The organism is uncultured Friedmanniella sp. (genome assembly GCF_964244285.1).
Classification (GTDB): domain Bacteria; phylum Actinomycetota; class Actinomycetes; order Propionibacteriales; family Propionibacteriaceae; genus Microlunatus.
Window position 1 is genome coordinate 1 of sequence record NZ_CAXTHT010000004.1, and the last position, 25,776, is coordinate 25,776.

General features: G+C 72.4%; 24 protein-coding genes, 2 tRNA genes and 1 riboswitch. Of the genes, 21 read left to right on the plus strand and 5 right to left on the minus strand.

Going from position 1 to position 25,776, the window contains the following annotated elements:
* Positions 1-5: 5 nt before the first annotated feature.
* A tRNA-Gly gene (locus tag ACFE7W_RS11245) sits at positions 6-77 on the minus strand.
* A gap of 120 nt (positions 78-197) precedes the next feature.
* On the opposite strand from ACFE7W_RS11245, the gene ACFE7W_RS11250 reads away from it, so the two are divergent.
* The 4 genes from ACFE7W_RS11250 to ACFE7W_RS11265 all read left to right on the plus strand — a co-directional run bounded on the left by ACFE7W_RS11250 (position 198) and on the right by ACFE7W_RS11265 (position 4,908).
* Positions 198-1,058 (plus strand): aminotransferase class IV, encoded by an 861-nt coding sequence (locus tag ACFE7W_RS11250; RefSeq protein WP_375424879.1) that lies wholly within the window; start codon positions 198-200, stop codon positions 1,056-1,058.
* Between the two features lie 77 nt (positions 1,059-1,135).
* Positions 1,136-1,207 (plus strand) — tRNA-Val (locus ACFE7W_RS11255).
* Positions 1,208-1,315: 108 nt separating this feature from the next.
* Entirely contained in the window at positions 1,316-3,136 is a 1,821-nt protein-coding gene (locus ACFE7W_RS11260) for a PQQ-binding-like beta-propeller repeat protein (protein ID WP_375424880.1), read from the plus strand.
* Positions 3,133-4,908 (plus strand): hypothetical protein, encoded by a 1,776-nt coding sequence (locus ACFE7W_RS11265; RefSeq protein ID WP_375424881.1) that lies wholly within the window; start codon positions 3,133-3,135, stop codon positions 4,906-4,908. Before ACFE7W_RS11260 ends, ACFE7W_RS11265 begins: the two co-directional genes overlap by 4 nt.
* Before the next feature lie 23 nt (positions 4,909-4,931).
* Here the strand turns inward: ACFE7W_RS11265 and ACFE7W_RS11270 are convergent, their stop codons facing one another.
* From ACFE7W_RS11270 to ACFE7W_RS11280, 3 genes are all read right to left on the minus strand, one after another.
* Positions 4,932-5,360, minus strand: a complete 429-nt coding sequence (locus tag ACFE7W_RS11270; protein WP_375424882.1) for a BLUF domain-containing protein — start codon at positions 5,358-5,360, stop codon at positions 4,932-4,934.
* 211 nt (positions 5,361-5,571) lie between these two features.
* On the minus strand, positions 5,572-6,411 hold the full coding sequence (locus ACFE7W_RS11275; RefSeq protein ID WP_375424883.1) for a sugar phosphate isomerase/epimerase family protein: 840 nt from the start codon (positions 6,409-6,411) through the stop codon (positions 5,572-5,574).
* A gap of 118 nt (positions 6,412-6,529) precedes the next feature.
* Positions 6,530-7,375, minus strand: a complete 846-nt coding sequence (locus ACFE7W_RS11280; protein ID WP_375424884.1) for a sugar phosphate isomerase/epimerase family protein — start codon at positions 7,373-7,375, stop codon at positions 6,530-6,532.
* Between the two features lie 103 nt (positions 7,376-7,478).
* Here ACFE7W_RS11280 and thrS point away from each other — a divergent pair, with 103 nt between their 5' ends.
* The 17 genes from thrS to ACFE7W_RS11365 all read left to right on the plus strand — a co-directional run bounded on the left by thrS (position 7,479) and on the right by ACFE7W_RS11365 (position 24,482).
* Positions 7,479-9,485, plus strand: coding sequence for a threonine--tRNA ligase (gene thrS / locus ACFE7W_RS11285; RefSeq protein ID WP_375424885.1), 2,007 nt, complete (start codon positions 7,479-7,481; stop codon positions 9,483-9,485).
* Between the two features lie 5 nt (positions 9,486-9,490).
* Positions 9,491-10,096: an HIT domain-containing protein gene (locus ACFE7W_RS11290; protein ID WP_375424886.1), complete on the plus strand. Its 606-nt coding sequence runs from the start codon at positions 9,491-9,493 to the stop codon at positions 10,094-10,096.
* Positions 10,096-10,713: a phosphatidylinositol phosphate synthase gene (gene pgsA, locus ACFE7W_RS11295; RefSeq protein WP_375424887.1), complete on the plus strand. Its 618-nt coding sequence runs from the start codon at positions 10,096-10,098 to the stop codon at positions 10,711-10,713. The genes ACFE7W_RS11290 and pgsA overlap by 1 nt, the downstream gene beginning before the upstream one ends.
* Positions 10,697-11,614, plus strand: a complete 918-nt coding sequence (locus ACFE7W_RS11300; protein WP_375424888.1) for a phosphatidylinositol mannoside acyltransferase — start codon at positions 10,697-10,699, stop codon at positions 11,612-11,614. Before pgsA ends, ACFE7W_RS11300 begins: the two co-directional genes overlap by 17 nt.
* Positions 11,611-12,786, plus strand: coding sequence for a glycosyltransferase family 4 protein (locus ACFE7W_RS11305; protein WP_375424889.1), 1,176 nt, complete (start codon positions 11,611-11,613; stop codon positions 12,784-12,786). The genes ACFE7W_RS11300 and ACFE7W_RS11305 overlap by 4 nt, the downstream gene beginning before the upstream one ends.
* Before the next feature lie 81 nt (positions 12,787-12,867).
* Positions 12,868-13,479 (plus strand): CDP-alcohol phosphatidyltransferase family protein, encoded by a 612-nt coding sequence (locus ACFE7W_RS11310; RefSeq protein ID WP_375425246.1) that lies wholly within the window; start codon positions 12,868-12,870, stop codon positions 13,477-13,479.
* A gap of 10 nt (positions 13,480-13,489) precedes the next feature.
* Positions 13,490-14,323, plus strand: coding sequence for a DUF881 domain-containing protein (locus ACFE7W_RS11315; protein ID WP_375424890.1), 834 nt, complete (start codon positions 13,490-13,492; stop codon positions 14,321-14,323).
* Positions 14,320-14,652 (plus strand): small basic family protein, encoded by a 333-nt coding sequence (locus ACFE7W_RS11320; RefSeq protein ID WP_375424891.1) that lies wholly within the window; start codon positions 14,320-14,322, stop codon positions 14,650-14,652. The genes ACFE7W_RS11315 and ACFE7W_RS11320 overlap by 4 nt, the downstream gene beginning before the upstream one ends.
* Positions 14,645-15,556 (plus strand): DUF881 domain-containing protein, encoded by a 912-nt coding sequence (locus tag ACFE7W_RS11325; protein ID WP_375424892.1) that lies wholly within the window; start codon positions 14,645-14,647, stop codon positions 15,554-15,556. The genes ACFE7W_RS11320 and ACFE7W_RS11325 overlap by 8 nt, the downstream gene beginning before the upstream one ends.
* Before the next feature lie 73 nt (positions 15,557-15,629).
* A complete protein-coding gene (gcvH, locus tag ACFE7W_RS11330; protein ID WP_375424893.1) occupies positions 15,630-16,016 on the plus strand; it encodes a glycine cleavage system protein GcvH in 387 nt (128 codons plus the stop codon).
* A gap of 104 nt (positions 16,017-16,120) precedes the next feature.
* Positions 16,121-16,705: an FHA domain-containing protein gene (locus ACFE7W_RS11335; RefSeq protein ID WP_375424894.1), complete on the plus strand. Its 585-nt coding sequence runs from the start codon at positions 16,121-16,123 to the stop codon at positions 16,703-16,705.
* A gap of 12 nt (positions 16,706-16,717) precedes the next feature.
* On the plus strand, positions 16,718-17,461 hold the full coding sequence (locus ACFE7W_RS11340; RefSeq protein ID WP_375424895.1) for a MerR family transcriptional regulator: 744 nt from the start codon (positions 16,718-16,720) through the stop codon (positions 17,459-17,461).
* A gap of 210 nt (positions 17,462-17,671) precedes the next feature.
* Positions 17,672-18,151 carry a bifunctional nuclease family protein gene (locus ACFE7W_RS11345; RefSeq protein ID WP_375424896.1) on the plus strand — a complete coding sequence of 160 codons (480 nt, stop codon included), beginning with the start codon at positions 17,672-17,674 and terminating at the stop codon, positions 18,149-18,151.
* Between the two features lie 231 nt (positions 18,152-18,382).
* Complete coding sequence (locus ACFE7W_RS11350) at positions 18,383-18,964, plus strand: MerR family transcriptional regulator (protein WP_375424897.1); 582 nt, start codon at positions 18,383-18,385, stop codon at positions 18,962-18,964.
* A gap of 171 nt (positions 18,965-19,135) precedes the next feature.
* Positions 19,136-19,235: riboswitch (glycine riboswitch) on the plus strand.
* A 99-nt stretch (positions 19,236-19,334) separates the two neighbouring features.
* Positions 19,335-22,214 (plus strand): aminomethyl-transferring glycine dehydrogenase, encoded by a 2,880-nt coding sequence (gcvP, locus tag ACFE7W_RS11355; protein ID WP_375424898.1) that lies wholly within the window; start codon positions 19,335-19,337, stop codon positions 22,212-22,214.
* Positions 22,215-22,240: 26 nt separating this feature from the next.
* Entirely contained in the window at positions 22,241-23,323 is a 1,083-nt protein-coding gene (locus ACFE7W_RS11360) for an SLC13 family permease (RefSeq protein ID WP_375424899.1), read from the plus strand.
* Between the two features lie 73 nt (positions 23,324-23,396).
* Complete coding sequence (locus tag ACFE7W_RS11365) at positions 23,397-24,482, plus strand: YhjD/YihY/BrkB family envelope integrity protein (protein ID WP_375424900.1); 1,086 nt, start codon at positions 23,397-23,399, stop codon at positions 24,480-24,482.
* Between the two features lie 42 nt (positions 24,483-24,524).
* On the opposite strand, the gene ACFE7W_RS11370 is transcribed toward ACFE7W_RS11365, so the two are convergent.
* Positions 24,525-25,745, minus strand: coding sequence for a pyrophosphate--fructose-6-phosphate 1-phosphotransferase (locus ACFE7W_RS11370; RefSeq protein ID WP_375424901.1), 1,221 nt, complete (start codon positions 25,743-25,745; stop codon positions 24,525-24,527).
* Between the last annotated feature and the right edge of the window lie 31 nt (positions 25,746-25,776).

A 25,776-nucleotide genomic window follows, 5' to 3' on the forward strand; every position in this document is an offset into this window, starting at 1 on the left:
CTCCGAGCGGACGACGGGATTCGAACCCGCGACCCTCACCTTGGCAAGGTGATGCGCTACCACTGCGCCACGTCCGCATGCCCCGGGCTTGAGAACCTCATCCCCCGGTGCGAGGAGAAACACTAGCCGAGGCCGTCGCGGGAGTCCAAACGGATCGGCTCCCGCGGGTCCCGGCTCGCGGACACTACCCTGGCCAGATGCCGCTTGCCACGTCTGACCGTCCGTCCCAGACCACGGGGCTGCGGGTCTGGGCCAACGGGCGGCTCTTCGCCGATCCGGAGGAGGCGCGGGTCGCGGTCACCGACCACGGCCTGGTCGTCGGGGACGGCGTCTTCGAGGCGCTCAAGGTCACTCCCGCCGGGGCGTTCGCCACCCGGCGACACCTGGCGCGGCTGGACCGGTCGTGCGCCGCGATGGGTCTCCCGGCAGCCGACCACCAGGTCATCCGGGCGGCGATCGACGAGCTGCTGGACGGCCGACGCGTCGAGCTCGGCAAGCTCCGGATCACCTACACCGCAGGTCGCGGGCCGCTAGGCTCCGGCGCCGCGTACGGGCCGCAGACCCTGGTGGTCGCGCTCGACCGCAGCCAGCCGGCGAACCCGAGGACCACCGTGGTCACCGCCCCGTGGACCCGCAACGAGCACGGCGCCCTCGCGGGAGTGAAGTCGACGTCCTACGCCGAGAACGTCCGGGTCCTCGCCGACGCCGTGGCCCGGGGCGGCAGCGAGGGGCTGCTGCTGAACACCGCCGGCCACGTCTGCGAGGGGACCGGCTCGAACCTGTTCGTCGTCCAGGGCGGCACGGTGGTCACCCCGCCGCTGAGCGCGGGCGCGCTGGCGGGGATCACGCGCGAGCTCCTGATGGAGTGGTGGCCCGTCGAGGAGCGCAACCTCACCCTGGCCGAGGCCCAGGCCGCGGACGAGGTCTTCCTGACCAGTTCGCTGCGCGACATCCAGGGGGTCATGGCCTGGGACGACGTGAGCTTCGGTGCCCACCCCGTGACCGACCAGGTCGCGGCCACCTTCGCCGAGCGCTCCGGAGCCGACCAGGACCCGTAGCGGCCGCCGGCCCGGATGAATTCGGCAGCACGGGACGCCGTGGGCTAAGGTTGTCGACGCCCCGCGAGGGGCCGCAGGGGCGATTGGCGCAGTGGTAGCGCGCTTCGTTCACACCGAAGAGGTCACTGGTTCGAACCCAGTATCGCCCACCCCTGACCCGTGTCCGACGCTCGACTTCCTCGCCGCAAACGAGCCGAAAGACCCGCCGCGAACCCCTGCTGCCGGTACCGTTTCGGCGAGCCGCGAGGAGGTCGGACGTGGTCAGCTCCGGCGCTGCCGTACCCCGCCGCACATCGTGGGTGGTGGCGTTCGTCGTGCCCGCGCTCCTGGTCTGGTTCGGCGCCGCGGTCCACCGTCCCCTGCAGGCCGCTGAGCCGGTGCGGTCGACGGCCGCCTCGTTCCTGCCGGCCGATGCCACTCGGCAGTCGGTCGAGGTGACCCAGCAGGGCCGGACGACTCCCGCGATGGAGGAGTCGGCGCGCTTCTCGGGCAGCGTCATCACCTCGGCCATGTCGCCGGCGGCCTTCACCTCCCTGGACCCGCCGGCCGAGGGCCTGGCGGCCGCGTCCTGGTGGCGTGAGGCGCTCGTCCCCGCGGGGGTCGACTCGCCGAGCCGGTACCGGATCCGCTCGGTCGGGACCGACGGCGTCTGGCTGAAGGTGCAGGACTGGGAGGACCTCGGCATCAGCTTCCAGCGCTTCCTCGAGCTGCCGGCGGACGTGGCGGTCGGCCGTACCTGGTCGAGCGCGGGCTCTGCGGTGGCCCGGCCGGTGACCCGGCAGCTGACCTACCGCAACACCTCGCGAGCCGTCGCCCCGAGCGACCCGGGCCGAGCCTCGCAGGGGTGCCTGCAGGTCGAGTCGACCACCTCGCTGACGGGTGGGAAGATGCCGGAGGCCTGGAACGAGACCAATCTGTGGTGCCCGGGACTCGGCGTGGTCGACAGCCGGGGCAGCTTCCGGGGCGAGGCCTACGTGGTGGCTCCGGCCGGCAGCAGCCCGGCCGTGACGGACCTGGACCTGCGGCAGCCGGCGCTCGACCTGAGCGGGCTGGACCGGTGGACGGTGCGTCCTGAGAAGCTCCTCGCCGGTGACGCCACCTTCGGCGGTGACACGGCCACCGTGTTCACCGGAACCCGGCCCGTGGTCGCCGCCAACGGGGAGATCAGCTACGCCCCGTACGGAGCCGGCGACCTGAGCGGTCTCACCCCGCTCGGTCCCGGAAACCTGTGGGCGCACTGGTGGGCGCGCCCGGGCGGGGCGGTGGTGGCCGTGACGAGCATCGGCTCGCTGGTACTGGTCACCACGACCGATCGCCGGCTGACGGCCTACGGGGCCGGGGGCAGCTTCCGGTGGAGCGTCGCTCTGGACGACGTGGCCGTCGTCGCCCCCGTCGTCGCCGGTCGGGACCGGGTCGCGGTCGGCACCGTGAGCGGCGAGGTGGCCGTGTTCGACCTGCGCAGCGGCGTCCGGCTGTGGCGTGACCAGCTGGCGCACGGCGTCCACCAGGCCCTGGCCGCCGACGGCTCGGTGCTGGTGGCGGTCGATGCTGGTCCCACCCTCACCGCCTGGGACCTCGGGACAGGCCGCCGGCGCTGGCAGTTCGACGCCCCGTCGGTCTACGTCACCGGGCTGGTCGTCGGGTCCGGCGCGGTCGTGCTGGGCACCAACGGCTCCCTGCTGGCCTACGACCCGGCGACCGGGCGCCGCCGCTGGGAGCGACCGGTCGGGTTCGGGCTGAGTGGGGTGGTCGCCGCGTCCGGTCAGGTGTGGGTCGAGGTCGGCGACGCCCTGCAGGCCAGATCGACCACCTCCGGGGACGTCCTCTGGAGTCTGCCGGGAACCAGCGCGGCGGCCACCGACTGCACCGCGGCCGGACCCGACTCGGCCACGGCGTTCGCCTTCAGCGGGACCGACCTGGTGGCGCTCGACGACGCCGGTACGGTCCGGGACCGATGGCCGCTGCGGGCTCCGGCCACTGACGTCCGCGTCGCCGGCTGCGGTCTGGGCCGGGTCTGGGTGACGTCCTACGCCGCGGACGACGCGACGTTGCAGGTCGAGTCGGTCGGTCCCTCGTGAGCACCTCGACGACCGACACCACCCCGGCGGTCAGCGCTGGCCTGCGCCGCCACCCCGTCCGACGGCTGGCGCCGCTCGTCCGGCTCGTCCGCTTCGTGCTGGTCAAGACCCTCGTCGACCCGGTCCGCACGGGTCGGTTGCGCAGCTCGGGCTGGCCGCCCGGGCTGCGGGTGGTCGCGACCGTCGTGGTCGTTCTGTACGTGCTGCTGATGCTCTCGGCCGTCTTCGCCGGGGCGTTCCGACGGTCTGACCGGCTGCTTTTCTCCCCGCCGGACGAGAGCTTGCCCAGCTGGGGGCTGCCCCTGCTGCTGTTGGGCACGATCCTGGCCCTCAGCTGCCTGTTCACCGCCGGCCTGCACCTGTGGGTGCCGGCGCGGATCGCCGTCACCGGGATCACGATGGCCGTCCTGCTCTACCCGGTGGAGTGGGACGACCTCGCCCCCGCCGACGCGGTGATCATCGGCCTGACCGCGGTGCTGCCGCTGCTGGTCGGGCTGCGCTGGCGCTCGCCGTTCCACTGGGGCGAGCTGGTGGTCAGCCTCGTCGTGATCGGGCACGCGCTGGTGGTGTTCCAGACCTGGGGACTGGCCTCCCTGCGAGCCGGCACGCCGGACATCCAGCTCAGCCAGCTCAGCCGCGTCACCGCACCGCTGTGGGCGCTGGCCGTCCCGGTCGCCGTGCTGGCCGGGGCCGCACTCATCGAGATCACCACAGCGGCCGCCACCTGGACCGCCACCGGGGTCTGGCAGCGGGTCGACCGGCACCGCACGCGCCGCACCGCCCGTTGGAGCGGGTCGGTGCTCGTCCTGCTCGCCCTCGCCCGGGTGGTCCAGGAGGGACGGCGGCTGCGCGACCCGGGTGACCCCGTCCAGGTCCGCGAGCTGCTCGTCGGCCTGGTCGTCGCCGTGCTGGTGCTGGGGGCCTGCGCCGGGGTGACCGCCATCGCTGACCGGGTGCCGCGGGGGGACGCGGCCCGCCGCCCGGATCCTGAGGAGCTGCTGGAGGTGTGGTCGCGCTACGGGTGGGTGCTGGCCCTGGTCGTCGGCCTGGGCATCAGCGGGCAGCTGCTGGCCTCGGTCGTGGTCCGCGCCTGCGGACAGGTCGCGCTGGCCCGACAGGTCCTCGACTTCGGCGGCACCTGGATCACCCTGGCGTCGGCCGTGCTGAGCAGCCTGCTCGCGCTGGTCGCCGCCCTGGTCCAGGCCGGCCGGGGCCGCCGCCTCGCGCCCGTCCTGCTGATCACGTTCGCCCTGTTCTTCGGCACGGCGTCGATGCTGGACTACCTCCACGTCGTCACCCGGACCGAGGACATCCTGACCGCGGTGACGGCGGCCACGGTGCTGCTGCTCGGCTGGCTGGCACTCCGTCGCCGGCTGACGCTGGAGGCCCAGGTGGCCCTGTCCGGGGTGCTGCTGGTGACCCTGGTCTACCCGTACCGGTCCTGGCTGACCGAGCCCGTGGTCGCGCTGGTGTCGCTGACCGGCGTCAGTGCGGCCCTGCTGGCGGGTCTGCTGTGGCGGCTGCTGACCGACCTGGGCTACGCCAGGGACGACTCGGCCGGCTTCCCGCAACCCAGCCGGGTGCTGCTGGGACTGGCCAGCAGCCTGGTCGGCGTGACCTCTGCGGCCCAGGTCGCCCTGCTGGGCGGACGCGCCGACCTCGACCTCGCCGTCGCCGAGCAGGTGGGGGACAGCTTCCTCGGCTTCCCGCTGGTGCTCGCGGTCTCGTTCACCGGTCTGGCCCTGGCCGCCCACGGACGCGACGTGCGCTGACCGGCGGGGCAGTTCTTCAGCCCTCAGCGCGACCGGTTGTCGAGAGTGCGCCGGAACGAGAGCAGGAGCCGACGGCCCACACCGGCGCCATCCGCGCCGTCGGAGTCCCCGTCCGCGTGGAGCAGGCGGGACTCCTCCGCCAGGGCGCTGAGACTGCCGCTCAGGTCGGAGTAGGCCATCGACCACTCGCCGAACTGCCGTTCGGCGGTGGTGCCCCGAACCAGGACGATGACCTGGCGATGCCGGGGGTCGATGGCGATGCGGTTGTAGAGGTCCTCGACCACGCTCTGCTCGCCCTCGAGGACCTGGATGAAGTTCCCGTCCTGGTAGAGCAGCGCGCCGGTCAACCCGCGCGCTTCGTTGTTGCGCCGGGACGTCACCAGGAGCTCCTCCAGCTGCTCGGTCGTGAGCAGCTGCGAGGCCGAGCTGACGTAGGCGACGAAATAGGGCACACGAACACGCTAGCGGCCCGGCATTAACACCTGGAAATCAACGCGCGCTTCGGGTCCTTCGGCCAACGGAAACGGTTCCTTCGCCCTTTCCCGACGGACCGGAATACCCGGTTTGTGTTGATCTTTCACGAGATACTCGACCGGGCGACCGGAGCGGCGCCGCGACCGGAGATGGAAGGTCCGGCCGTGGCGTCCGCGTCGGTCTGGCGGGTCAGCTCAAGCCGTGGGCGTTGAAGTACTGCACGCTCTCGGCGATGCCGTCGAAGATGTCGCCGCCGGCGTAGTGGTCGAACTCGATCACGCCGTACTCGGTCTCCGGGGCGGCGGCCAGATAGTCCAGCAGGGGCAGGTCGCCCTTGCCCGCCGGGCGCTGGTCCAGCGTCGAGGCATCCATCCGGGGCGCCCCCGGCCGGAAGGGGTTGTCACCGATGACGCCGTCCTTCAGGTGCAGCGCCTTGACCTTGTCGCCCACCCGGCCGAGCAGGGCCGTGATGTCCTGGCCGCCGGTGGCGGCCCAGTAGAGGTCGACTTCGAGCACCACGTCGTCGCGCAGCTTGGAGGCGAAGAACTCATAAGCCGAAACGCCACCGAAGCTGGCGTTGAACTCCTGCGCGTGGTTGTGGTAACCCACACGGAGACCGTGGTCGGCGGCTTTTTCGGCGGCGGCGTTGAGCCGCAGGGCGTTGTCGAGCACGGCCTCCTCGGTGAGCCAGCGCTCGGGTGCGACGAAGGGGTCGATGACGATCTCGAGCCCGAGGACCTTGGCTGCCTCGAAGACGGTGTCCTGGGTCGGGGGTGCCGGGGCCTTGCCGCTGGCGAAGGCCGGGTCGTCGAGCTCGAGCCCCTCCGACATCAGCGACGCGTGGCCGGTACGGGCGCGCAGGCCGTTCTGGGCGAAGGACTCGGCCAGCGCCGGCGCCTTGTCGATGAAGTCGAACGCCTCGACGTCGCGCAGGCCCATGGCGGCGAGCCGGGCGAGGGTGCCGTCGAGGTCGGTGCTGAGGCCGTCACGAACGGCGTAGAGCTGGACGGAGAGAACGGGGCTGGTCAACGGTGAGAGCCTTCCTCGGGTGGCGTCCCGGCCGTGGTGGCGGGCACGTCTGCCATGGTTTCACGCAGTTCGACGTCCTCGCCACGCCGCCCCCGAGGCGGGCGGCTGCCCGCTGCGGTCAGCCGAAGACCTCGGCGACGATGGCGGCCGCGTCCTCCAGCCGGTTCCACTCGTCCGGGTCGGCGCCGTCGTAGACCAGGGCCAGCGGACCGTCGTAGCCGGCGTCGCGGAGCACGCCCAGGCAGGCGCGGTAGTCCTCGGCGTCGACCTCGCCCGACGCGCTGGTGCGGACCTTGGCCTGGCAGGTCTCGGCGCGGGCGGCCACGGCGGCGAGCTCGGCGTACTTGCCGGGGCCCTTCCAGTTGCCGAGGTCGACGAGAAGGCCGACCTCGCCCGCGGTCCGGTCCAGCAGCTCGTTGACGCTGGCGGCGTCCGGTAACAGGGCGTGCCAGTTCTCGGTGACCACGCGGACCGCCGGGTGCCGCCGGGCCAGCTCGCGCAGCTGGTCGGCGCTGTGGGCCAGGGTCGTCGCGTCCGGTGCCTGCTTCCCGGCGACGACCCGGGCGCGCGCGGGCGCCAGCGTGGCCGCCACGTCCAGCCATCCGGAGACCCACTCCAGCTGGGCCGGGCCCTCGACCGGGTGGGTGAGGTCGCCGTCGTCGACCAGGAAGCACTCCAGCTCCACCCCGGCCTCGACGAACGCCGCCCGCAGCTCCTCCAGGTACCCGGTCTCGAGCGAGGGCAGGTAGAAGTGGCAGAGCTGGGTGCTGGTGTAGCCGTGCCGGGCCAGCTCGGCGGGCAGCTCGAGCAGCGGTAGCCCGCCCTCCTGCCGCTCCTCGATGGCCCCCGACGGCATCGAGCCGAGCGCGACGTAGCGACCCAGGGTGCGGAACAGCGACCAGGAGTGCACGGCCTTCGCCGTGGGCGTCGGACGGGTCGCTCGGGTCTGGTCGAGGGTGCTCACGGGCCTCACGGTACTCAGAACGACGTCGAGCGCGCGGGGCCCGGCGGTCTAGTCTTGACCTCTGTCCCCGCCCCTGCCGGAAGGTCCGCCGAACGTGCCGAGCATGTCGATCACCCTCGTCCGCTCCGACGTCTCCCAGACGCGGGTGGTCGAGACCGGCACCACTGCGCTGGACCTCTGGGGTGACGACAAGACCGTCGTCGCCACCCGGGTCGACGGCGAGCTGCGCGACCTGACCCGCGAGCTGTCCGACGGTGAGGTCGTCGAGGCGGTCCTGGTCGACTCCCCAGCCGGGCTGGACGTGCTGCGGCACTCCACCGCTCACGTCGCCGCCCAGGCGGTGCAGTCGCTGCACCCGGAGGCGAAGCTCGGCATCGGCCCGCCGATCGTCGACGGCTTCTACTACGACTTCGACGTGGCCGAGCCGTTCACCCCTGAGGACCTGCGGGAGCTGGAGAAGGTGATGAACCGCATCGTGAAGGAACGGCAGCGGTTCCGCCGGCGCGAGGTGAGCGACGACGAGGCGCGCGCCGAGATGGCCGGTGAGCCGTACAAGCTGGAGCTGATCGCCGACAAGGGGTCCGCCGGCCCGTCAACAGGTGCGGGGGACGAAGGCGTCGAGGTCGGCGCCGGCCAGCTGACCATCTATGACAACCTGCGTCGCGACGACTCCGCTGCCTGGAAGGACCTCTGCCGCGGCCCGCACGTGCCGCACACCGGCTACATCCCCGCCTTCGCCCTGACCCGCAACTCCGCCGCCTACTGGCGCGGCGACCAGGCGAACGCCCAGCTGCAGCGGCTCTACGGCACCGCCTGGCCGAGCCGCGACGCGCTCAAGGCCTACCAGACCCGGCTCGAGGAGGCTGCGCGACGCGACCACCGCACGCTGGGCCGTGAGCTGGACCTGTTCTCCTTCCCCGACGAGATCGGCTCGGGGCTGGCCCTCTTCCACCCCAAGGGCGGCATCCTGCGCAAGGTGATGGAGGACTACTCGCGGTCCCGGCACGTCGACGCGGGATATGAGTTCGTCAACACCCCGCACATCACCAAGGCGGAGCTGTTCGACATCTCCGGCCACCTCGGCTTCTACGCCGAGGGCATGTTCCCGCCGATGCACGTCGACGAGGAGCTGCACGCCGACGGCACCGTCAAGCGGCAGGGCCAGGACTACTACCTGAAGCCGATGAACTGCCCCATGCACTGCCTGATCTTCCGGGCCCGGGGCCGTTCCTACCGCGAGCTGCCGCTGCGGCTCTTCGAGTTCGGCAGCGTCTACCGCTACGAGATGTCCGGCGTGGTCCACGGACTGACGCGCGTCCGCGGCATGACCCAGGACGATGCGCACATCTACTGCACGCCGGACCAGCTGCAGGACGAGATCCTCAGCCTGCTGCAGTTCGTGCTCGACCTGCTGGCCGACTACGGCCTCAGCGACTTCTACCTCGAGCTGTCCACCCGTAACCCGGAGAAGTCGATCGGCAGCGACGAGGAGTGGGAGCGGGCAACCCAGGCGCTGCGCGACGCCGCCGAGAGCACCGGGCTGGACCTGGTCCTCGATCCCGGCGGGGCCGCCTTCTACGCGCCGAAGATCAGCGTCCAGGCCCGCGACGCGATCGGGCGCAGCTGGCAGCTCTCCACCATTCAGGTCGACCTGATGCTGCCCGAGCGGTTCGGCCTGGAGGTCACCGCCGCGGACGGCTCCCGGCAGCGGCCCGTGATGATCCACCGGGCCCTGTTCGGCTCGATCGAGCGCTTTCTCGGCGTGCTGGTCGAGCACTACGCCGGCGCGTTCCCGCCCTGGCTGGCTCCCGTCCAGGTCGTCGGGATCCCGGTGGCCGCGGAGTTCGAGGGCTACCTGGGCGACGTGGTCGCCCAGCTCGCGGCGACCGGCGTCCGGGCCGAGGTGGACACCTCCGACGACCGGATGCAGAAGAAGATCCGCAACGCCCAGAAGTCGAAGGTGCCCTACATGCTGATCGCGGGTGGTGAGGACGCGGCCGCCGGTGCCGTCTCCTTCCGCTACCGCGACGGCACCCAGAAGAACGGCGTCCCGGTGGCCGATGCGGTGGCGGAGATCACCGACGCCATCGCCCGACGCGTCCAGGTCTGAGGGCCGTGAGCGACAACACGACCGACCCGGTGGCCATCGACGCGGAGCAGACGCTGCCCGGTCAGCCGGACGGCTTCGAGCGGCTCTGGACCCCGCACCGGATGGTCTACATCGGCGGCCAGGACAAGCCGGCCACGGCGGACGCGGACGACTGCCCCTTCTGCACCATCCCGGCCCGCGACGACCGCGACGCGCTGATCGTGCACCGGGGCGAGCTCGCCTTCGCCGTGCTCAACCTCTACCCCTACTCCCCGGGCCACGTGCTGGTCTGCCCGTACCGGCACGTCGCCGACTACACCGATCTGACTCTCGAAGAGACCGCCGAGGTCGCGGCCATGACCCAGCAGGCCATGCGCGTCGTCCGGGCGGCCAGCGCGCCGCACGGGTTCAACCTCGGGCTCAACCAGGGGGCCGTCGCCGGCGCCGGCATCGCTGCCCACCTGCACCAGCACGTGGTACCGCGCTGGGCCGGCGACGCGAACTTCCTGCCCGTGGTCGGCCAGACCAAGGCGCTGCCGCAGCTGCTGGACGACACCTGGCAGGTCGTGCGCGCGGCCTGGGACCACCTCGAGCCCGCAGCTGGCCCGACGACCGGCTCAGGGCGCGGCTGATGCTGGAGCGGTTCCGCGGCATCTCCGCAGCGATCCTCGGACCGCTGGTCCGGCTGCTGCTCAGGCTCGGCGTCTCGCCGGACCTGGTGACGATCTCCGGCACCGTCGGCGTGGTGGCCGCGGCCCTGATCTGCTTCCCGCAGGGGTGGCTGTGGCAGGGCGCGCTCGTCGTGACCTTCTTTGTGCTCTCCGACATGCTCGACGGGCAGATGGCCAAGGTCAGCGGCCGGGCCAGCAACTGGGGGGCCTTCCTCGACTCGACGTCGGACCGGCTCGGCGACGCGGCCGTGTTCGGCGGCATCCTGCTCTTCTTCACCTACCAGCGGGACTCGACGCTCTGGGGGGCGGTCGCCCTGGCCGGGCTGGTCTTCGGGCAGTGGACGTCCTACGTCAAGGCGCGCGCCGAGAGCCTCGGTTTCACCTGTTCGGGTGGGCTGGCGGCCCGCGCGGACCGGCTGGTCATCATCCTGGTCGGCGCCCTGGTGGCGGGGTTCGGCGTCCCGTACGTGCTGGAGATCGCCGTGCTGGTGCTGGCGGTGACGAGCATGATCACCGTCCTGCAACGGATCGCCCAGGTCCGACGGCAGGCGGTCGCGCTCGATGCCCACGCCGCCTGACCGGGTGCTGGCTGACCGGGCGCTGGCGGACCGGGCCCGCGACGCGGCGCTGCGCGGGTTGTACCGGCTGGGTTGGCGCACCGCCGCCCGCGTCCCCGAGCCGCTGGTCCGGGTGCTGGTCGCGGCGGCCGGCCGGCTCGCGGTGGTGCGCCCGGGCGTCCACGTGCGCCGGCTGCGGGCCAACCTCGAGACAGCCACCGGCGGTCCGGTCACGGACAGGCTGCTGGCGAGGGCTGTCGCCTCCTACCTGCGGACCTTCTGGGAGGTGCTGGCCCTGCCCGGCTGGTCCGCGGCCGGGACGACGGGTCGGGTCGAGACCGTTGGCGAGCACGCGCTCCGAGATGCCTACGCCGGTCCCGGAGCCGTGGTCGCGCTGCCGCACAGCGGCAACTGGGACCTCGCCGGCGCCTGGGCCTGCCGCACCGGGATGCCCGTGACCACCGTCGCCGAGCGGCTGGGCGACACGGAGTACGCCGCCTTCGTCGCGTTCCGCGAGTCGCTGGGCATGGAGGTGCTCGCCCACGGCGACCCCGGCGTCATCTCCGGGCTGGCCGGGGCCCTCCGGCAGGGGCGGCTGGTCTGCCTGGTGGCCGACCGCGACCTGGACGGCACCGGGGTGCCGGTTTCGTGGGCCGGCAGTCCCGTGACCATGCCCGCCGGACCCGCGATGGTGGCCCGGCGAACCGGCGCGGTGCTGCTGCCCGCGGTCTGCCACTACGACGGGCCGCGGATGGTGATCCGCTTCGGGTCCCCCGTGCCGCACCGGCCCGGACGCGCCGGCCTGGTGACGATGACCCAGCAGGTCGCCGACTTCTTCGCGGCCCGGATCGCCGAGCGGCCCCAGGACTGGCACCTGATGCAGCCCTTTTTCGCCGCCGAGCCCTCCCGGCAGGCCGGGTGACCGGGCCGCTGCGCGTCGGCCTGGTCTGCCCGTACTCCTTCGAGCGGCCGGGCGGGGTGCAGAACCACGTCCTCGGGCTGGCGGCCTACCTGCGGGACGCGGGCCACGACCCGTACGTCCTGGGCTGCGGCGACCCCACCGGGCTGGCCGGCAACGACCTGGCCGACCCCGACCTGGTACGCCGGTTCACCTCGGTCGGGCCGGCCGTGCCGCTGCGCTACAACGGCTCGGTCGCCCGGGTGGCCTTCGGGCCGCGGAGCGCGGTCCGGGTCCGCCGCTGGCTGGCCGGGCACGACTTCGACCTGCTGCACGTGCACGAGCCGATGACCCCGAGCGTCTCCGTGCTCGCGCTCTGGGCGGCCGACCTGCCGGTGGTGGCCACCTTCCACACCGCCACCCCGCGCTCGCGCTCGATGCGGCTGGCCGGGGCCACGATGCGCGGCACCGTGGCCAGGATCGGGGCGGGGATCGCCGTCTCCGACCCCGCCCGCCGGGTGGTCCGCCAGTACCTGGACCGGGACGCCGCGCTGATCCCCAACGGCTTCCGGGTGCGCGACTTCTGCCCGTCCCGGACCGCGGCCGGACCGTGGCGTGGGGGAGCGGCGCCCCAGCTGGTGTTCCTCGGCCGGGTGGACGAGCCGCGCAAGGGACTGGACGTCCTGCTGGCCGCGCTGCCGGCGATCCGGGCCGCCGCGCCGGGCCTCGAGGTGGTGGTCGCCGGCCACGGGCACCGGGCGCTGCCGGCCGGGATCCGGCGCGAGGCCTCGGTCAGCGACCGCGACAAGGCCGCCCTGCTCGCCGGAGCGGACGTCTTCGTCGCCCCGCACACCGCCCGGGAGAGCTTCGGCATCGTGCTGCTGGAGGCGATGGCCAGCGGCGCACCGGTCGTGGCCAGCGACCTGCCGGCGTTCACCCAGCTGCTGCAGCACGACCCGCGCCGGCCCCGCGCCGGCCTCGGCGAGGTCTTCCCGAGCGGCGACCCGCGGGCGCTCACGGCTGCGGTGTTGTCGGTCCTGGACCGGCCCGACGAGCAACGGGTCCAGCGCGGGCTGCGGCACGCGCAGCGGTTCGACTGGTCGCAGGTGGGGCCCCGCGTGGCGGCGGTCTACGCCGATCTGCTCGACCTGGGACACGAGGCGGTGGCGTATGAGGAAGAGTCGCTGTCCAACTAACCTGTCCTGGTGATCGGCGACCAGCGGGAAGGCGCGGAGCCAGAGCGCGCCCAGCCCGCCACCGAGGCCGCGGCCGCCGTCCTGGATCCGGTGGCGCCCCCGCCCAGCTGGGACACCGACCGGGTGTGGACGGTGCCCAACGTCCTCAGCCTCGCCCGGCTCCTCGGCGTGCCGGTGATGGTCTGGCTGATCCTGGGTCCGCACGCGGACCTGCTGGCCGTGGTGGTGCTGGCCGCGGCCGGCTTCACCGACTGGCTGGACGGCTTCCTCGCCCGACGCTGGCACCAGACCTCGCGGGTGGGCCAGATGCTCGACCCGATCGCCGACCGGCTCTACATCATGGCCGTGGTCGTTTGCCTGGCCCTGCGGGCGGTGATCCCGTGGTGGCTCGTGGTGGTCCTGGTCGCTCGGGAGGTGCTGATCACCCTGCTGGTGCCGCTGCTGCGGACCCGTGGCTTCTCCTCCCTGCCCGTGCACTTCCTGGGCAAGGCGGCGACGTTCAACCTGCTGTACGCCTTCCCGCTGGTCCTGCTCGGCGCACCCGAGGGGATGGACTGGGCGCCGGCGCGGGTGCTCGGCTGGGCGTTCGCGCTATGGGGTACGGCCCTGTACTGGTGGGCGGGCGGCCTCTACCTTCTTCAGACGCTACGGCTGCTGCGCACCTTCCCTCCGACCCGCCGGCTCACCGGGTGAGACCCCGACCGTGACCGCACCTGCCCCCGCCGCCACTCCCGCCAAGCCGGCTCCCCGCCCGCCCGACGCCAGCATGGACCTGCTGCGGCAGATCGTCCGGCAGTCCGTCGACCCCGACTACGCCGTCGCCGCGGCCCGCGGTAGCCGGTCGTCGCGGCACCACTGGCTGCTCGGTGCCGTGGCCGTCCTGGTCGGGGTGCTCTTCGCCGTGGCGGCCCTGCAGACCACCCGGTCGGCGCCGGCCGTGCAGACCGAACGCTCCGAGCTCATCACGAGGGTGCAGGATGCCGAGACCGCGCAGGACCAGCTGCGCAGCCGGGCCACCACTCTCTCGGAGGACATCTCCACCCTCCGCGCGGCCGCGCTGGGTGACGACGCCGGATCCCAGGCCCTGCAGCGCCGGATCTCGCTGCTCGACCCGGTCGTCGGGCTCATCGCCGTGCACGGGCCGGGGGTCAGCGTCGTGGTGGACGACGCCCCGAGCGCGGACGACGAGCGCGACCGCGTGCTCGACCTCGACCTGCAGATCCTCGCCAACGGGCTGTGGCAGGCCGGCGCCGAGGCCATCGCGGTCAACGGTCACCGGCTGAGCGGTCTCACCGCGATCCGCAGCGCCGGCGACGCGATCACCGTGGACTACCGCTCGCTCACCCCGCCGTACCGGATCGAGGCCGTGGGGGACCCCCAGACGTTGCCGGCGGCCTTCGCCGAGACCGCCGCCGGGGCGTGGTGGCACGACCTGGCCCAGAACCGCGGGATGCGCTTCGACCTGACCACGACCGACGACCTCACCCTGCCCGCCGATCCCGGCCTGACCCTGCGCTACGCCAAGGAGCCGCGATGATCCCCCTGCTCGGGCTGCTCGCCGGAATCGTCGTCGGGCTGCTGCTGGAGCCCGGCATCCCGCTGGTGCTGCAGCCGTACCTGCCGATCGCCATCGTGGCCGCGATGGACGCCCTCTTCGGCGCCTTCCGTGCCTACCTCGAGGGCAGCTTCAGCGACCGGGTGTTCGTGGTGTCCTTCGTCTCCAACGTGCTGATCTCGGCCGCGATCGTCTACGTCGGGGACCAGATCGGGGTCGGCTCCCAGCTCTCCACCGGCGTCGTGGTGGTGCTGGCCATCCGCATCTTCACCAACGTCGCCGCCATCCGGCGGGTACTGTTCCGTGCCTGAGGCCTCCCGCCGCCGGCTGAGCGCGCTGCGGCGGAGCCAGCGCCGGGTGAGCGCGACCTCGACGAGGCCCTCGCGGCCCGAGCCTGCCGAAGGCCTCGGGGTCACGCGCCCTGAGCCTGTCGAAGGCCTCGCAGAGGTTGCGCCTCCTGCCGAGCAGACCACGCCCCGGACCGGGTGGCGCCGGGTCGTCGGCTCGGTCGTCCGTCCCGGTCGCGGCCAGGTCATCGCGGCGGTGATGCTCTTCGTGGTCGGGATGGGTGGGGTGATGCAGATCCGGGTGAACCGGGCCGACGACACCTACACCAACGCCCGCCGCGAGGACCTGATCCAGCTGCTGGACGGCCTCGGCTCGGAGTCGCGTCGGCTCGAGAGCGAGATCGCCGACCTGGAACGGACCCGCAGCGAGCTTCAGTCCGGCGCGGACACCCAGCGGGTCGCCCGGCAGGAGGCCGAGCAGCGCGCGACCGAGCTCGGCATCCTCGCCGGCACCGTCCCCGCCGAGGGTCCGGGGATCCGGATGCGGATCGCGGACCCGGCGGCCAAGGTCGACCCGAACGTGCTGCTGGACGCCGTCGAGGAGATGCGCGACGCGGGCGCGGAGGTGATCGAGGTCAACGACACCGTGAGGGTCGTGGGCAGCACCTGGTTCGGCGGGGACGCGAAGAACCTGCTGATCGACGGGCTGCCGGTGCGCCGACCGATCACGCTGGAGGTGATCGGGGACCCGCACAGCCTGGAGGAGGCCGCCCGCTTCCGGGGTGGCATCGTCAGCGAGATCACCGGGCCGACGATCGGCGGTCAGGTGCAGATCGACCAGGAGAGCAGGGTGGTGGTCGAGTCCTTGCACGTCGCGCGCGACAATCAGTACGCTCAGCCCTCATCCGTGCCGCCCACCCCCCGCTGAGCCCGTCCACACCGAGCCCGGGCCACCCCGCTCCGGAGCGGGCCGGACGGACACCCACCAGACCAGGAGAGACGTGTCGGACTACCCCGAGGACCTCAAGTACTCCAGCGAGCACGAGTGGGTGCGAGCCGGGAACACCGCCACGGTGCGCGTCGGCATCACCGAGTACGCCGCCGACCAGCTGGGCGACATCGTGTTCGTCTCCCTGCCGGCCGTCGGTGAGTCGGTCGCCGCCGGCGACGCCTGCGGTGAGCTCGAGTCGACGAAGAGCGTGTCGGACCTCTTCTCGCCGGTGCCGGGCACCGTCTCGGCGGTCAACCCGCTGCTCGAGGCCAGCCCCGAGACCATCAACAGCGACCCGTACGGCGACGGCTGGCTCTTCGAGCTCGAGCTGGACTCCGACGCCGACCTCGACGAGCTGATGGACGCCGACGCGTACGCCGAGGAAGCCGCCGGCTGATCTTCCGCGGTTAGGCTGACGGTCGGTACTCTCGACCTCCACCTCCGCTCGACCCCGGCCGCGGGCCGTCCGACGCTGCTAGTCCCGACCGAAAGCCGACGCTCATGCCGTTCTGCACCCAATGTGGCCACGACAACCCCGACGGGAGCAACTTCTGTGGCCAGTGCGGGTCCGCGCTGAACGTCCCGGTCGCGTCACCGGTCGCCCCGTCACCGGCCCCGCTGCCCTCGGCGGGCGCGGTCCCGTCCCCGTCGCCGGGCACCAGCCGGGTCGAACCGGACCGGGGCAGCAGCGGCGACACCACCAAGACGATGCCCGCCGTGGTCGAGGAGCGTGACTCCGACTCGCTGTCAGCGGACGAGGAAGCCGCGGTCGACGCGCTGCCGGCCGGCTCGGCCCTGCTCATCGTGCAGCGCGGCTCGAACGCGGGCAGCCGCTTCCTGCTCAACACCGACACCTCGACGGTGGGACGCCACCCCGACTCCGACATCTTCCTCGACGACATCTCGGTCTCCCGCCGGCACGCGACCTTCGAGCGCACCCCCCGAGGCACCGTCGTCCGCGACGCCGGCAGCCTGAACGGCACCTACGTCAACCGTGAGCTGGTGGACGAGTGCCTGCTGCAGGGTGGGGACGAGGTGCAGGTCGGGAAGTTCCGGCTGGTGTTCCACGGAAGCGCGCGGGCCTGAGGTAGCGAGCCCGTGTCGAACCCGTCATCGGACGCCTTGGCGTCCTCGGTCACCCGCAGCATCGGCCAGGTGCTGGCCTCGCTCAAGGGCGACTTCCCCGACATCTCCATCTCCAAGATCCGGTTCCTGGAGTCCGAGGGTCTGATCGCTCCCCAGCGCGCGCCGTCGGGGTACCGCCGCTACTCCGCGCACGACCTCGAACGGCTGCGCTACGTGCTCTCGGTGCAACGTGACCACTACCTGCCGCTCAAGGTCATCAAGGAGCAGCTCGCGGTGATCGACAGCGGTCAGCCCGCTCCGGCCGTGGCTTCGCTGCTCCGCGACGGCAGCCCCGGGGAGCAGGGCCAGACGGAGGCCCGAGCCACGCCGGCTCCGGCCCCGGCGCCCGCCCCCAGCACGCCGCGACCACCGGTCCGGATGACCCGCGCGGACCTGCTCGAGGCGAGCGGCCTCAGCGACGCGGCCCTGACCGAGCTCGAGCGCACCCAGATCGTCCAGCCGCGGCGTGGGACCGTCCACTACGGGCGGGACGCGCTCACGATCGCGATCGCCGCGCGACGGATGGCCGAGTACGGGATCGACGGCCGGCACCTCCGGGCGTTCAAGATGTCCGCGGACCGCGAGGTGGGCCTGGTGGAGCAGGCGATCGCCCCGCACGTGCGCCGAGCCGGCGGCAACCGCGACGTCCAGGGCGAGGTGACCCAGCTGGTGATCAGCTTCCACGCCGCCCTGGTCCGCACGGCGATGGAGCGGTGAGCCGTCATTTCTGCCCTCGCTCCGCTCGGGTGCGGATCGTGCTCTGGTCCTCCGTCGACGTCGTCGCCGGTGAACGAAGAGCGTGTTCACCGGCTCCTCCTTTCGACGGAGGCGCACGATCCGGGCTCTCCGCCGACTCCCGTTCCCTGAGCTTGTCGAAGGGCGCAGGCCGACCTCACGCGAGAGGCAGAGCGACGTAGGGTTGGGCGCATGCGTGAGCTCGATGTGGTGGGTGTCCGGGTCGAGATGCCGTCGAACACGCCGATGGTCCTGCTACGCGAGGTCGGCGGCAGCCGCTACCTGCCCATCTGGATCGGGGCCAGCGAGGCCTCGGCCATCGCGAACGCCCAGGAGGGCGTGGTCCCGCCGCGTCCGCTCACCCACGACCTGATGGTGGACACCCTGTCGACGCTGGGCCACCGGCTCACCGAGGTGCACATCACCGAGCTCGAGGGCGGCACGTTCTACGCGGTGCTGCTGGTCGACGGGATCGAGGTCAGCGCCCGGCCTTCGGACGCGATCGCGCTCGCCCTGCGCGTCGGGTCGGACATCTACTGCGCCGAAGACGTCCTCGACGAGGCCGGGATCGAGATCCCCGAGGCCGAGGAGGACGAGGTCGAGAAGTTCCGCGAGTTCCTCGATCAGGTGAACCCGGACGACTTCGTGACCGGCGAAGAACCCACCTCCTGAGAGTCTCCACCGGCCCTCGAGAGTCGGAGCGTCGAGACGACCGGCTCGTCACGACGGAAGTCTCAGGTCGTCGTCGAGAGTCGGGACCAAGGTCCCGAGAGTCGCGGCGTGTCGTTGACCGCCCCGAGCAGCGGGCCGTAGCGTTCGGCTGGTAATGCCGACCGTGGAATTACGTGTGGGGAACTCGGGTGAGGTCACCTCCCCGCAGTCGGAGCAGATCCGGAGGCTCGTGTGAGCAGCACCGAACGACCCGTCGAGCACGTCGAGCCGGTGGGCGACGCCCAGGGTCTCCTGTTCGAGGGCGACTACGCCGCCCTGCCCAGCGACCTCGGCTTCCGCGGTCCCATCGCGTGCAGTGCGGCCGGGATCACCTACCGCCAGCTCGACTACTGGGCCCGGACCGGGCTCGTCGTCCCCGAGGTGCGCGGGGCCACCGGCTCCGGTACCCAGCGCCTCTACAGCTTCCGCGACATCCTCATCCTCAAGGTGATCAAGCGGCTGATCGATGCCGGCATCTCGCTGCAGCAGATCCGCACCGCGATCGAGCACCTGCGGGCCCGCGGCGTCGAGGACATCACCGAGGTCACGCTGATGAGTGACGGCGTCTCGGTCTTCGAGTGCACGTCGGACGACGAGGTGATCGACCTGCTCCGGGGTGGCCAGGGCGTGTTCGGCATCGCCCTCGGTGGGGTCTGGCGCGACATCGAGGGCACCCTCGCCGCGCTCCCGGCCGAGCGGCTGGTCGCCGAGGAGCCCGAGCCGACGACCTCCGACGAGCTGTCCCAGCGCCGCCGGGCCCGCGCCGCCGGCTGATCTGGATGATCGGGTAGCGATGTGCCGCGTACTCGCGGCAGATCGCTACTCCTTCTCCTGCGGAATGGCCGCACACCGAAGGGGACCGGTCGGCGACCACGAGCGACCACCACGGAACCGCGCCGCGGCCATCGGCTGGAGTCTGACCGGGTAGGCTGCGTAGTGCCGCAGAACGACGACGCGGGAGAGTCCGCCGGCTCAGCGATGAACCGGCGGCGCCGAAGGGGCAACATCCCCGGAACCTCTCAGGCACCCAGACCGCGTACGCCTGGCAACTCTGGAGCCCACCGGGCGACAGAGGGGGAGTGCACCGAGCGTCTCGTCCGAGTCGCCGGCTGCACCTCCGGACGCTCGAAAGAGGCTCCTGCTGATGCCCGGTACCGCGCCCTCGCCCTCCAGCACGTCACCGTTCGTGAGCCGACACATCGGCCCGCAGCCCGACGAGCGCGACAAGATGCTGGCCGCCCTCGGCCTGGCCGACATGGACGACCTCGTCCAGCAGGCGATGCCCGACGCCATCCGGATGACGCGAGCGCTGGACCTGCCGCCGGCGCTGACCGAGGCCGAAGCCCTCGACGTGCTCCGCGGTCTGGCCGAGCAGAACCGCCCGCGCACCGCGATGATCGGGCTCGGGTACTCCGGCACGGTCACGCCGTCGGTGATCCGCCGCAACGTCCTCGAGGACCCGGCCTGGTACACCGCGTACACGCCCTACCAGCCCGAGATCAGCCAGGGCCGGCTCGAGGCGCTGCTCAACTTCCAGACCCTGGTCTCCGACCTCACCGCGCTGCCCACCGCGGGCGCGAGCCTGCTGGACGAGGCGACCGCGGTGGCCGAGGCCATGACGCTGGCCCGCCGCTCGGTCAAGGCGGGCACCGTGCTGCTGCTGGACGCCGACACCCTGCCCCAGACCGTCGCCGTGGTCACCACCAGGGCGACCGCGCTCGGCCTCGACGTCCGGGTGGCCGACGGGCCGCTGCTCGACGCCCTGACCGAGACCGACGCCTTCGCCGTCGTCGTCCAGACCCCCGGCGCCAGCGGTCGGCTCGCCAGCACCGACGAGCTGCGGGCCGTGGCCGACGCCGCCCACGGACGAGGCGCGCTGGTGATCGCGGCGTGCGACCTGCTGGCCCTGACCCTGACCACCCCGCCGGGGGAGTGGGGCGCCGACGTCGCCGTCGGTTCCAGCCAGCGCTTCGGCGTGCCGCTGTTCTACGGCGGCCCGCACGCCGGCTTCATGTCCGTGGGCAAGGGACTGGAGCGGACCCTGCCGGGTCGGCTCGTCGGGGTGTCGAAGGACGCCGACGGCACGTCCGCGTTCCGGCTGGCCCTGCAGACCCGCGAGCAGCACATCCGGCGCGAGAAGGCGACCTCCAACATCTGCACCGCTCAGGTGCTGCTGGCCGTCACCGCCAGCATGTACGCGGTCTACCACGGTCCGGACGGGCTGCGCGCGATCGCGGAGACCGTGCACGGGCGGGCGACCGCTCTCGCCGGTGACCTGGCCGAAGGTGGTCTCGAGGTCGTGCACCACGCGTTCTTCGACACCCTGCTGGTCGGGGTCCCCGGCCGGGCGGCCGAGGTGGTGGCCGCGGCGCGCGACGGCGGGGTCCACCTGCGGCTCGTGGACGCCGACCACGTCGGCGTGTCGGTCGGGGAGGACGTCGTCGAGGCCGACCTCGCCGCAGTCCGGACCGCGTTCGGGGTGGAAGGCCCCGGCGGGACGAGCGTCGGCGACCTCGCCGGCAGCGAGCGGACCTCGGCCTACCTGACGCACCCGGTCTTCAACACCCACCACAGCGAGACCGCGATGCTGCGCTACCTGACCGCGCTCGCGAACCGGGACTTCGCGCTCGACCGGGGGATGATCCCGCTCGGCTCGTGCACCATGAAGCTCAACGCCACCACCGAGATGGAGCCGATCTCCTACGACGGCTTCGCCAACCTGCACCCGTTCGCGCCGGTCGAGGACGCCCAGGGCTACGCCACCCTGATCAGCACCCTCGAGGACTGGCTGGCCGAGGTCACCGGGTACGCCAGGGTGTCGATCCAGCCGAACGCGGGCAGCCAGGGCGAGCTGGCCGGGCTGCTGGCGATCCGCGGCTACCACCTCTCCCGGGGGGACACCGACCGTCGGGTCTGCCTCATCCCGTCGTCGGCCCACGGCACCAACGCCGCGTCCGCGGTGATGGCCGGGATGAAGGTCGTGGTGGTGGCCGCGACCGAGGACGGCTCGGTCGACCTTGACGACCTCAGGTCCAAGATCGAGACCCACCGCAACGCCCTCGCCGCGATCATGGTCACCTACCCGTCCACCCACGGGGTGTTCGAGGAGGGCATCACCGAGCTGTGCGCGCTCGTGCACGAGGCCGGTGGCCAGGTCTACGTTGACGGGGCGAACCTCAACGCGCTGCTCGGGCTGGCCCAGCCCGGCCAGTTCGGCGCCGACGTCAGCCACCTCAACCTCCACAAGACGTTCTGCATCCCCCACGGTGGTGGCGGACCCGGCGTCGGACCCGTCGGGGTGGGCGAGCACCTGGTGCCGTTCCTGCCCGGTCACGGGTTCCTGGGCGGCCACGGGGAACGTGGGGAGGGCGCGGTCTCGGCCGCCCCGTACGGCTCGGCGGGCATCCTGCCGATCAGCTACGCCTACGTCGCCATGATGGGCGCCGACGGGCTGACCGCGGCCACCGAGCACGCGCTGCTCGCGGCCAACTACGTCGCCGAGCGGCTGGGCGGGCACTACCCGGTGCTCTACGCGGGCCGGAACGCCCGGGTCGCGCACGAGTGCATCCTCGACCTGCGGCCGATCACCAAGGCCAGCGGCGTGACGGTGGACGACGTGGCCAAGCGGCTCGTCGACTACGGCTTCCACGCCCCGACAATGAGTTTCCCGGTGCCCGGCACCTTGATGGTCGAGCCGACCGAGTCCGAGGACCTCGCCGAGCTCGACCGGTTCTGCGACGCGATGATCGCCATCCGGGCCGAGATCGAGCGGGTGCAGGCGGGGGAGTGGCCGGCGGAGGACAACCCCCTCGTCAACGCCCCGCACACCCAGGCCCGGGTCACCGCTGAGGAGTGGACCCACCCGTACAGCCGTCGGGTGGCCGCCTTCCCCGGCGGGTTGCACCTCGGCCCGCTCTACGCCGACGGGTACGACAAGTACTGGCCGCCGGTCGGCCGGATCGACGGCGGCTTCGGCGACCGCAACCTGGTCTGCACCTGCCCGCCGCCGGAGGCGTTCGAGTAGTCCCTCACGCGCTTAGGGTGGGCGGCGTGGACCTCGCGGCGCTCGTGGACCGCGTCGGTCCCATCCTCGGCTTCGTCGTCTGCGTCACCGTGGTCGCCGAGCTGTCCAGCGGGATCGGGGTCTTCACGACGCTGGCCCGGGGCGCGGCGCGGATGGCTCGGGGCTCCGTGCTCGGGCTGTGGCTGCTGGTGGTCCTGGTCGCCGTCGCCGCGACGACCGTGCTGTCGCTGGACACCACCGCGGTGCTGCTCACGCCGGTGGTGCTCGCGCTGGCCGCCCAGCTGGGGCTGGACCGTGCGGTGTTCGCCTACACCGCGGTCTGGCTGGCCAACACCGCCTCGCTGCTGCTGCCCGTCTCCAACCTGACCAACCTGCTGGCGGTCAGCCGGCTGCCCGGCTACGACGCCGTCGACTTCGCCGGCCTCACCTGGCCGGCCGCCCTGGTCGGGGTGGTCGTCCCGGTCGCCGTCCTGGCCGTGCTGTTCCGACGCTCGCTACGGGGTCGCTACGCGCTGCCGCCGGCCTCGCCGGTCGGCCACCGCGGGCTGCTGGTCCTGGCCACGGTGGTCTGCGTCCTGCTCGGTCCGGCGTTCCTGCTCGGGGTGCCGGTGTTCACCGCGTCCGCCGTCGCGGCCGCGATCCTCGTGGGGGCGTGCGCCGTCGTCCGCCGGGACCTCCTGCGCTGGCGGCTGCTGCCCTGGCCGCTGGTGGTCGGGGTCAGCGTGCTCTTCGTCGCGGTCCAGTACGCGCACGACCACGGGCTGGGCACGCTGCTCACCGCGGCCGCCGGTCAGGGCGAGGGCTGGCTGGCCCTGCTCCGGCTGACCGGGCTCGGCGCCCTGGGCGCGAACGTCATCGACAACCTGCCCAGCTACCTCGCCCTCGAGCCCACCGCCGGCTCGCCGGTACGGCTCGGAGCCCTGCTCGTCGGCGTGAACGCGGGCCCCCTGATCACCCCGTGGGCCAGCCTGGCCACCCTGCTGTGGGCGGCCCGTTGCCGTAGCGCCGGCGTCGACGTCGCCTGGGGCCGCTTCACCCTGCGCGGTCTGCTGCTGGTCCCCGTCCTGCTGGTCACGTGCGTCACCGCGCTCTGGCTGACGCACGGCTGAACTCATCGTTCCCTGAGCTCGTCCTGCGGCGGGTCTGGCGTCGCCGTCAGCAGGTGCTGGGTAGCGTCGACCCGTGGCCGAGCCGACCCAGGACGACCCGCCCGAGAAGCCAGAGCTCAAGCCGGGCTTCCCGCACCTGCTGCGGGCGGTCGAGCGCTACTTCGCCCGGCTCGGCACCGAGTTCGCGGCCGCGATCACCTACTTCTCGGTGCTTGCGGTGATCCCGATCCTGCTGTTCCTCTTCACCCTCGCCGGCCTGCTGCTGACGGTGCTCCGGCCCGAGCTGCTGCAGCCGGTGGCCAACGCGGCCGCCGACGCCATCGGCTCGGCCGACCCGGCCGTCCGCAAGGAGATCCTCGACAAGATCGGGGCGGCGCTCGGTAGCTGGCGGGCGACCAGCGTGGCCACGCTGCTGACCGCCCTCTACTCCGGCATCGGCTGGATGGGCAACCTCAAGAACGCCGTCCGGGCCCAGTGGCGGCCGCAGTTCGACCTGCAGGGACCCGGCGGCAACATCGTCGCGGCCACGCTGAAGCTGTACGCGGTCAACCTGCTCCAGCTCGCCCTGCTGGTGCTGGCCATGGTGGTCACGTTCGCGCTCGCGTCCTTCTCCACCACGCTGGCCGACGCCGTCCTGACCGCCCTGGGGCTGGGGCGGATCGGTCTGCTGCACGGCCTGCTCCGGGTGGTGCCGGTGTTGTTCTCGGTGGGCGCCGGCTACGTGCTGTTCCTCTACCTCTACACGGTGCTGCCCGAGACCAGGGCGCCCCGCCGGGCCGTCCACCGTGGTGCGCTGGTCGGGGCCATCGGCCTGGTGGTGCTGCAGTACCTGAGCACGTTCCTGATCGGGAAGTTCTCCTCCAACCCGGCGTTCGCGATCTTCGGCTCGGTGATCGCGTTGATGCTGTTCTTCAACCTGTTCGCCCGGCTGATCCTCTTCCTGGCGGCGTGGATCGCCACCGCCGAGCACCCGGCGGTCCCGGCGCCGCCGACGCCGGTGGTGGTCACCGAACTCGCGCCGCCGCCCGACGCCGAGCGTCAGGCCGAGCAGGTCGTGCGCTGGCGGACGCGGTTCGGGTTCGTCACCGGCGCCGCCATGGGGCTCGGGGTGGGGGCCACGCTGGTCTGGCGGTCCCTGGTCCGGAGGCGCGACCCTTAGCCCTCCGGCTGGCCCGGGCACCGGCGCTCAACGCAACGGTGCTCAGTGTGCGGCGGCTGCCTCAGCCGGCGGCTGGCCGATCCCGGCGAGCAGCTCGCCGTACCAGGGCTGAGTGATGTCGAAAGGCTTGCCGCCGAGGATCCGCTCGAACTCGACGGCCCGCAGCTCGTCGCCGCGCTCCTCGTCGTGGCCGATCACGCCTGACTCGCCGCGCAGGGCGCAGTCGACCGCGAGGTCGGTCATCGAGGCGATCAGCTCGAGGTCGGCGGGGTTGGCCGCCGCCGAGCGGGAGAAGTAGCCGGACTTCTGCACCAGGACCTTGGCCGCGCCGAGCCGCTCGGCGAACTTGCTGGCGAACCAGGCGCCCGGGTTGACCTTGTCGATCCGGACGTGGCCGAACGGGTCACGGTCGACCTCGGCACCGGAGCGCTCGAGCTCGGCGACGATGGTGTCCAGGCCGGCACCCTCGGAGACGAAGAGGTTCACGTTGCCGACGGTGTCCATCACCGTGCTGAGCCGCTCGGCCTCGGCGTCCAGGTCGAAGACGGCCTCCGGCACGTACACCCCGTGCACGTCCCAGGCCTCGCGGCTCAGCCCGATCTCCGGCAGCCACTCCTGGGTCTCGAGCCAGTTGCGGTAGGACTGGGCGGTGGCGGCGGTCAGCCAGCCGCAGTGCCGGCCCATGACCTCGTGCACGATCAGCATCCTCGAGCCGGAGTTGTGCTCGGCGAGGACGTTCTGGGCGAACCGGGCGCCCTGCTCGGCGGCGGTCCAGGCGCCCAGCGACTGGCGGATCGGGATCACGTCGTTGTCGATCGTCTTCGGCAGCCCGACGACGGTGAGGGCGTAGTCGTGGCGGGCCAGGAAGGCGGCCAGGTCGGCTGCGGTGGTGTTGGTGTCGTCGCCGCCGATGGTGTGCAGCGCGTCCACGCCGTCGGCGGTGAGCCGGTCGGCCGCGGCCTGCAACGGGTCCACCCCCTCGGCCACCAGACCCCTCTTCACCAGGTCGGCCGCGTTGGTCAGCTTGACCCGCGAGTTGCCGATGGGGGAGCCGCCGAACAGGTGCAGCAGGCCCGCCTTGGCCCGGATCTCGGGGGTGACCACGATCGAGTCGCCCTGCAGCAGCCCCTGGTAGCCGTGCCGGTAGGCGATGATCTCGACCTCCGGCGCGATGGCGGTGTACCGCTCGATCAGCCCGCCGAGGGCGGAGGAGAGGCAGGGGGCGAAACCGCCTGCGGTGAGCAGAGCAACCTTGGTGACCATGGCCGAAATCCTAGGGGAGGGGCACCACTAG

Bases quoted from the DNA above. Each gene is read 5' to 3' on its own strand.
- ACFE7W_RS11250 (WP_375424879.1), top strand. From the start codon at position 198: ATGCCGCTTGCCACGTCTGACCGTCCGTCCCAGACCACGGGGCTGCGG.
- thrS (WP_375424885.1), top strand. From the start codon at position 7,479: ATGTCGATCACCCTCGTCCGCTCCGACGTCTCCCAGACGCGGGTGGTC.
- pgsA (WP_375424887.1), top strand. From the start codon at position 10,096: ATGCTGGAGCGGTTCCGCGGCATCTCCGCAGCGATCCTCGGACCGCTG.
- ACFE7W_RS11300 (WP_375424888.1), top strand. From the start codon at position 10,697: ATGCCCACGCCGCCTGACCGGGTGCTGGCTGACCGGGCGCTGGCGGAC.
- ACFE7W_RS11320 (WP_375424891.1), top strand. From the start codon at position 14,320: ATGATCCCCCTGCTCGGGCTGCTCGCCGGAATCGTCGTCGGGCTGCTG.
- ACFE7W_RS11335 (WP_375424894.1), top strand. From the start codon at position 16,121: ATGCCGTTCTGCACCCAATGTGGCCACGACAACCCCGACGGGAGCAAC.
- ACFE7W_RS11345 (WP_375424896.1), top strand. From the start codon at position 17,672: ATGCGTGAGCTCGATGTGGTGGGTGTCCGGGTCGAGATGCCGTCGAAC.
- gcvP (WP_375424898.1), top strand. From the start codon at position 19,335: ATGCCCGGTACCGCGCCCTCGCCCTCCAGCACGTCACCGTTCGTGAGC.
- ACFE7W_RS11370 (WP_375424901.1), bottom strand. From the start codon at position 25,745: ATGGTCACCAAGGTTGCTCTGCTCACCGCAGGCGGTTTCGCCCCCTGC.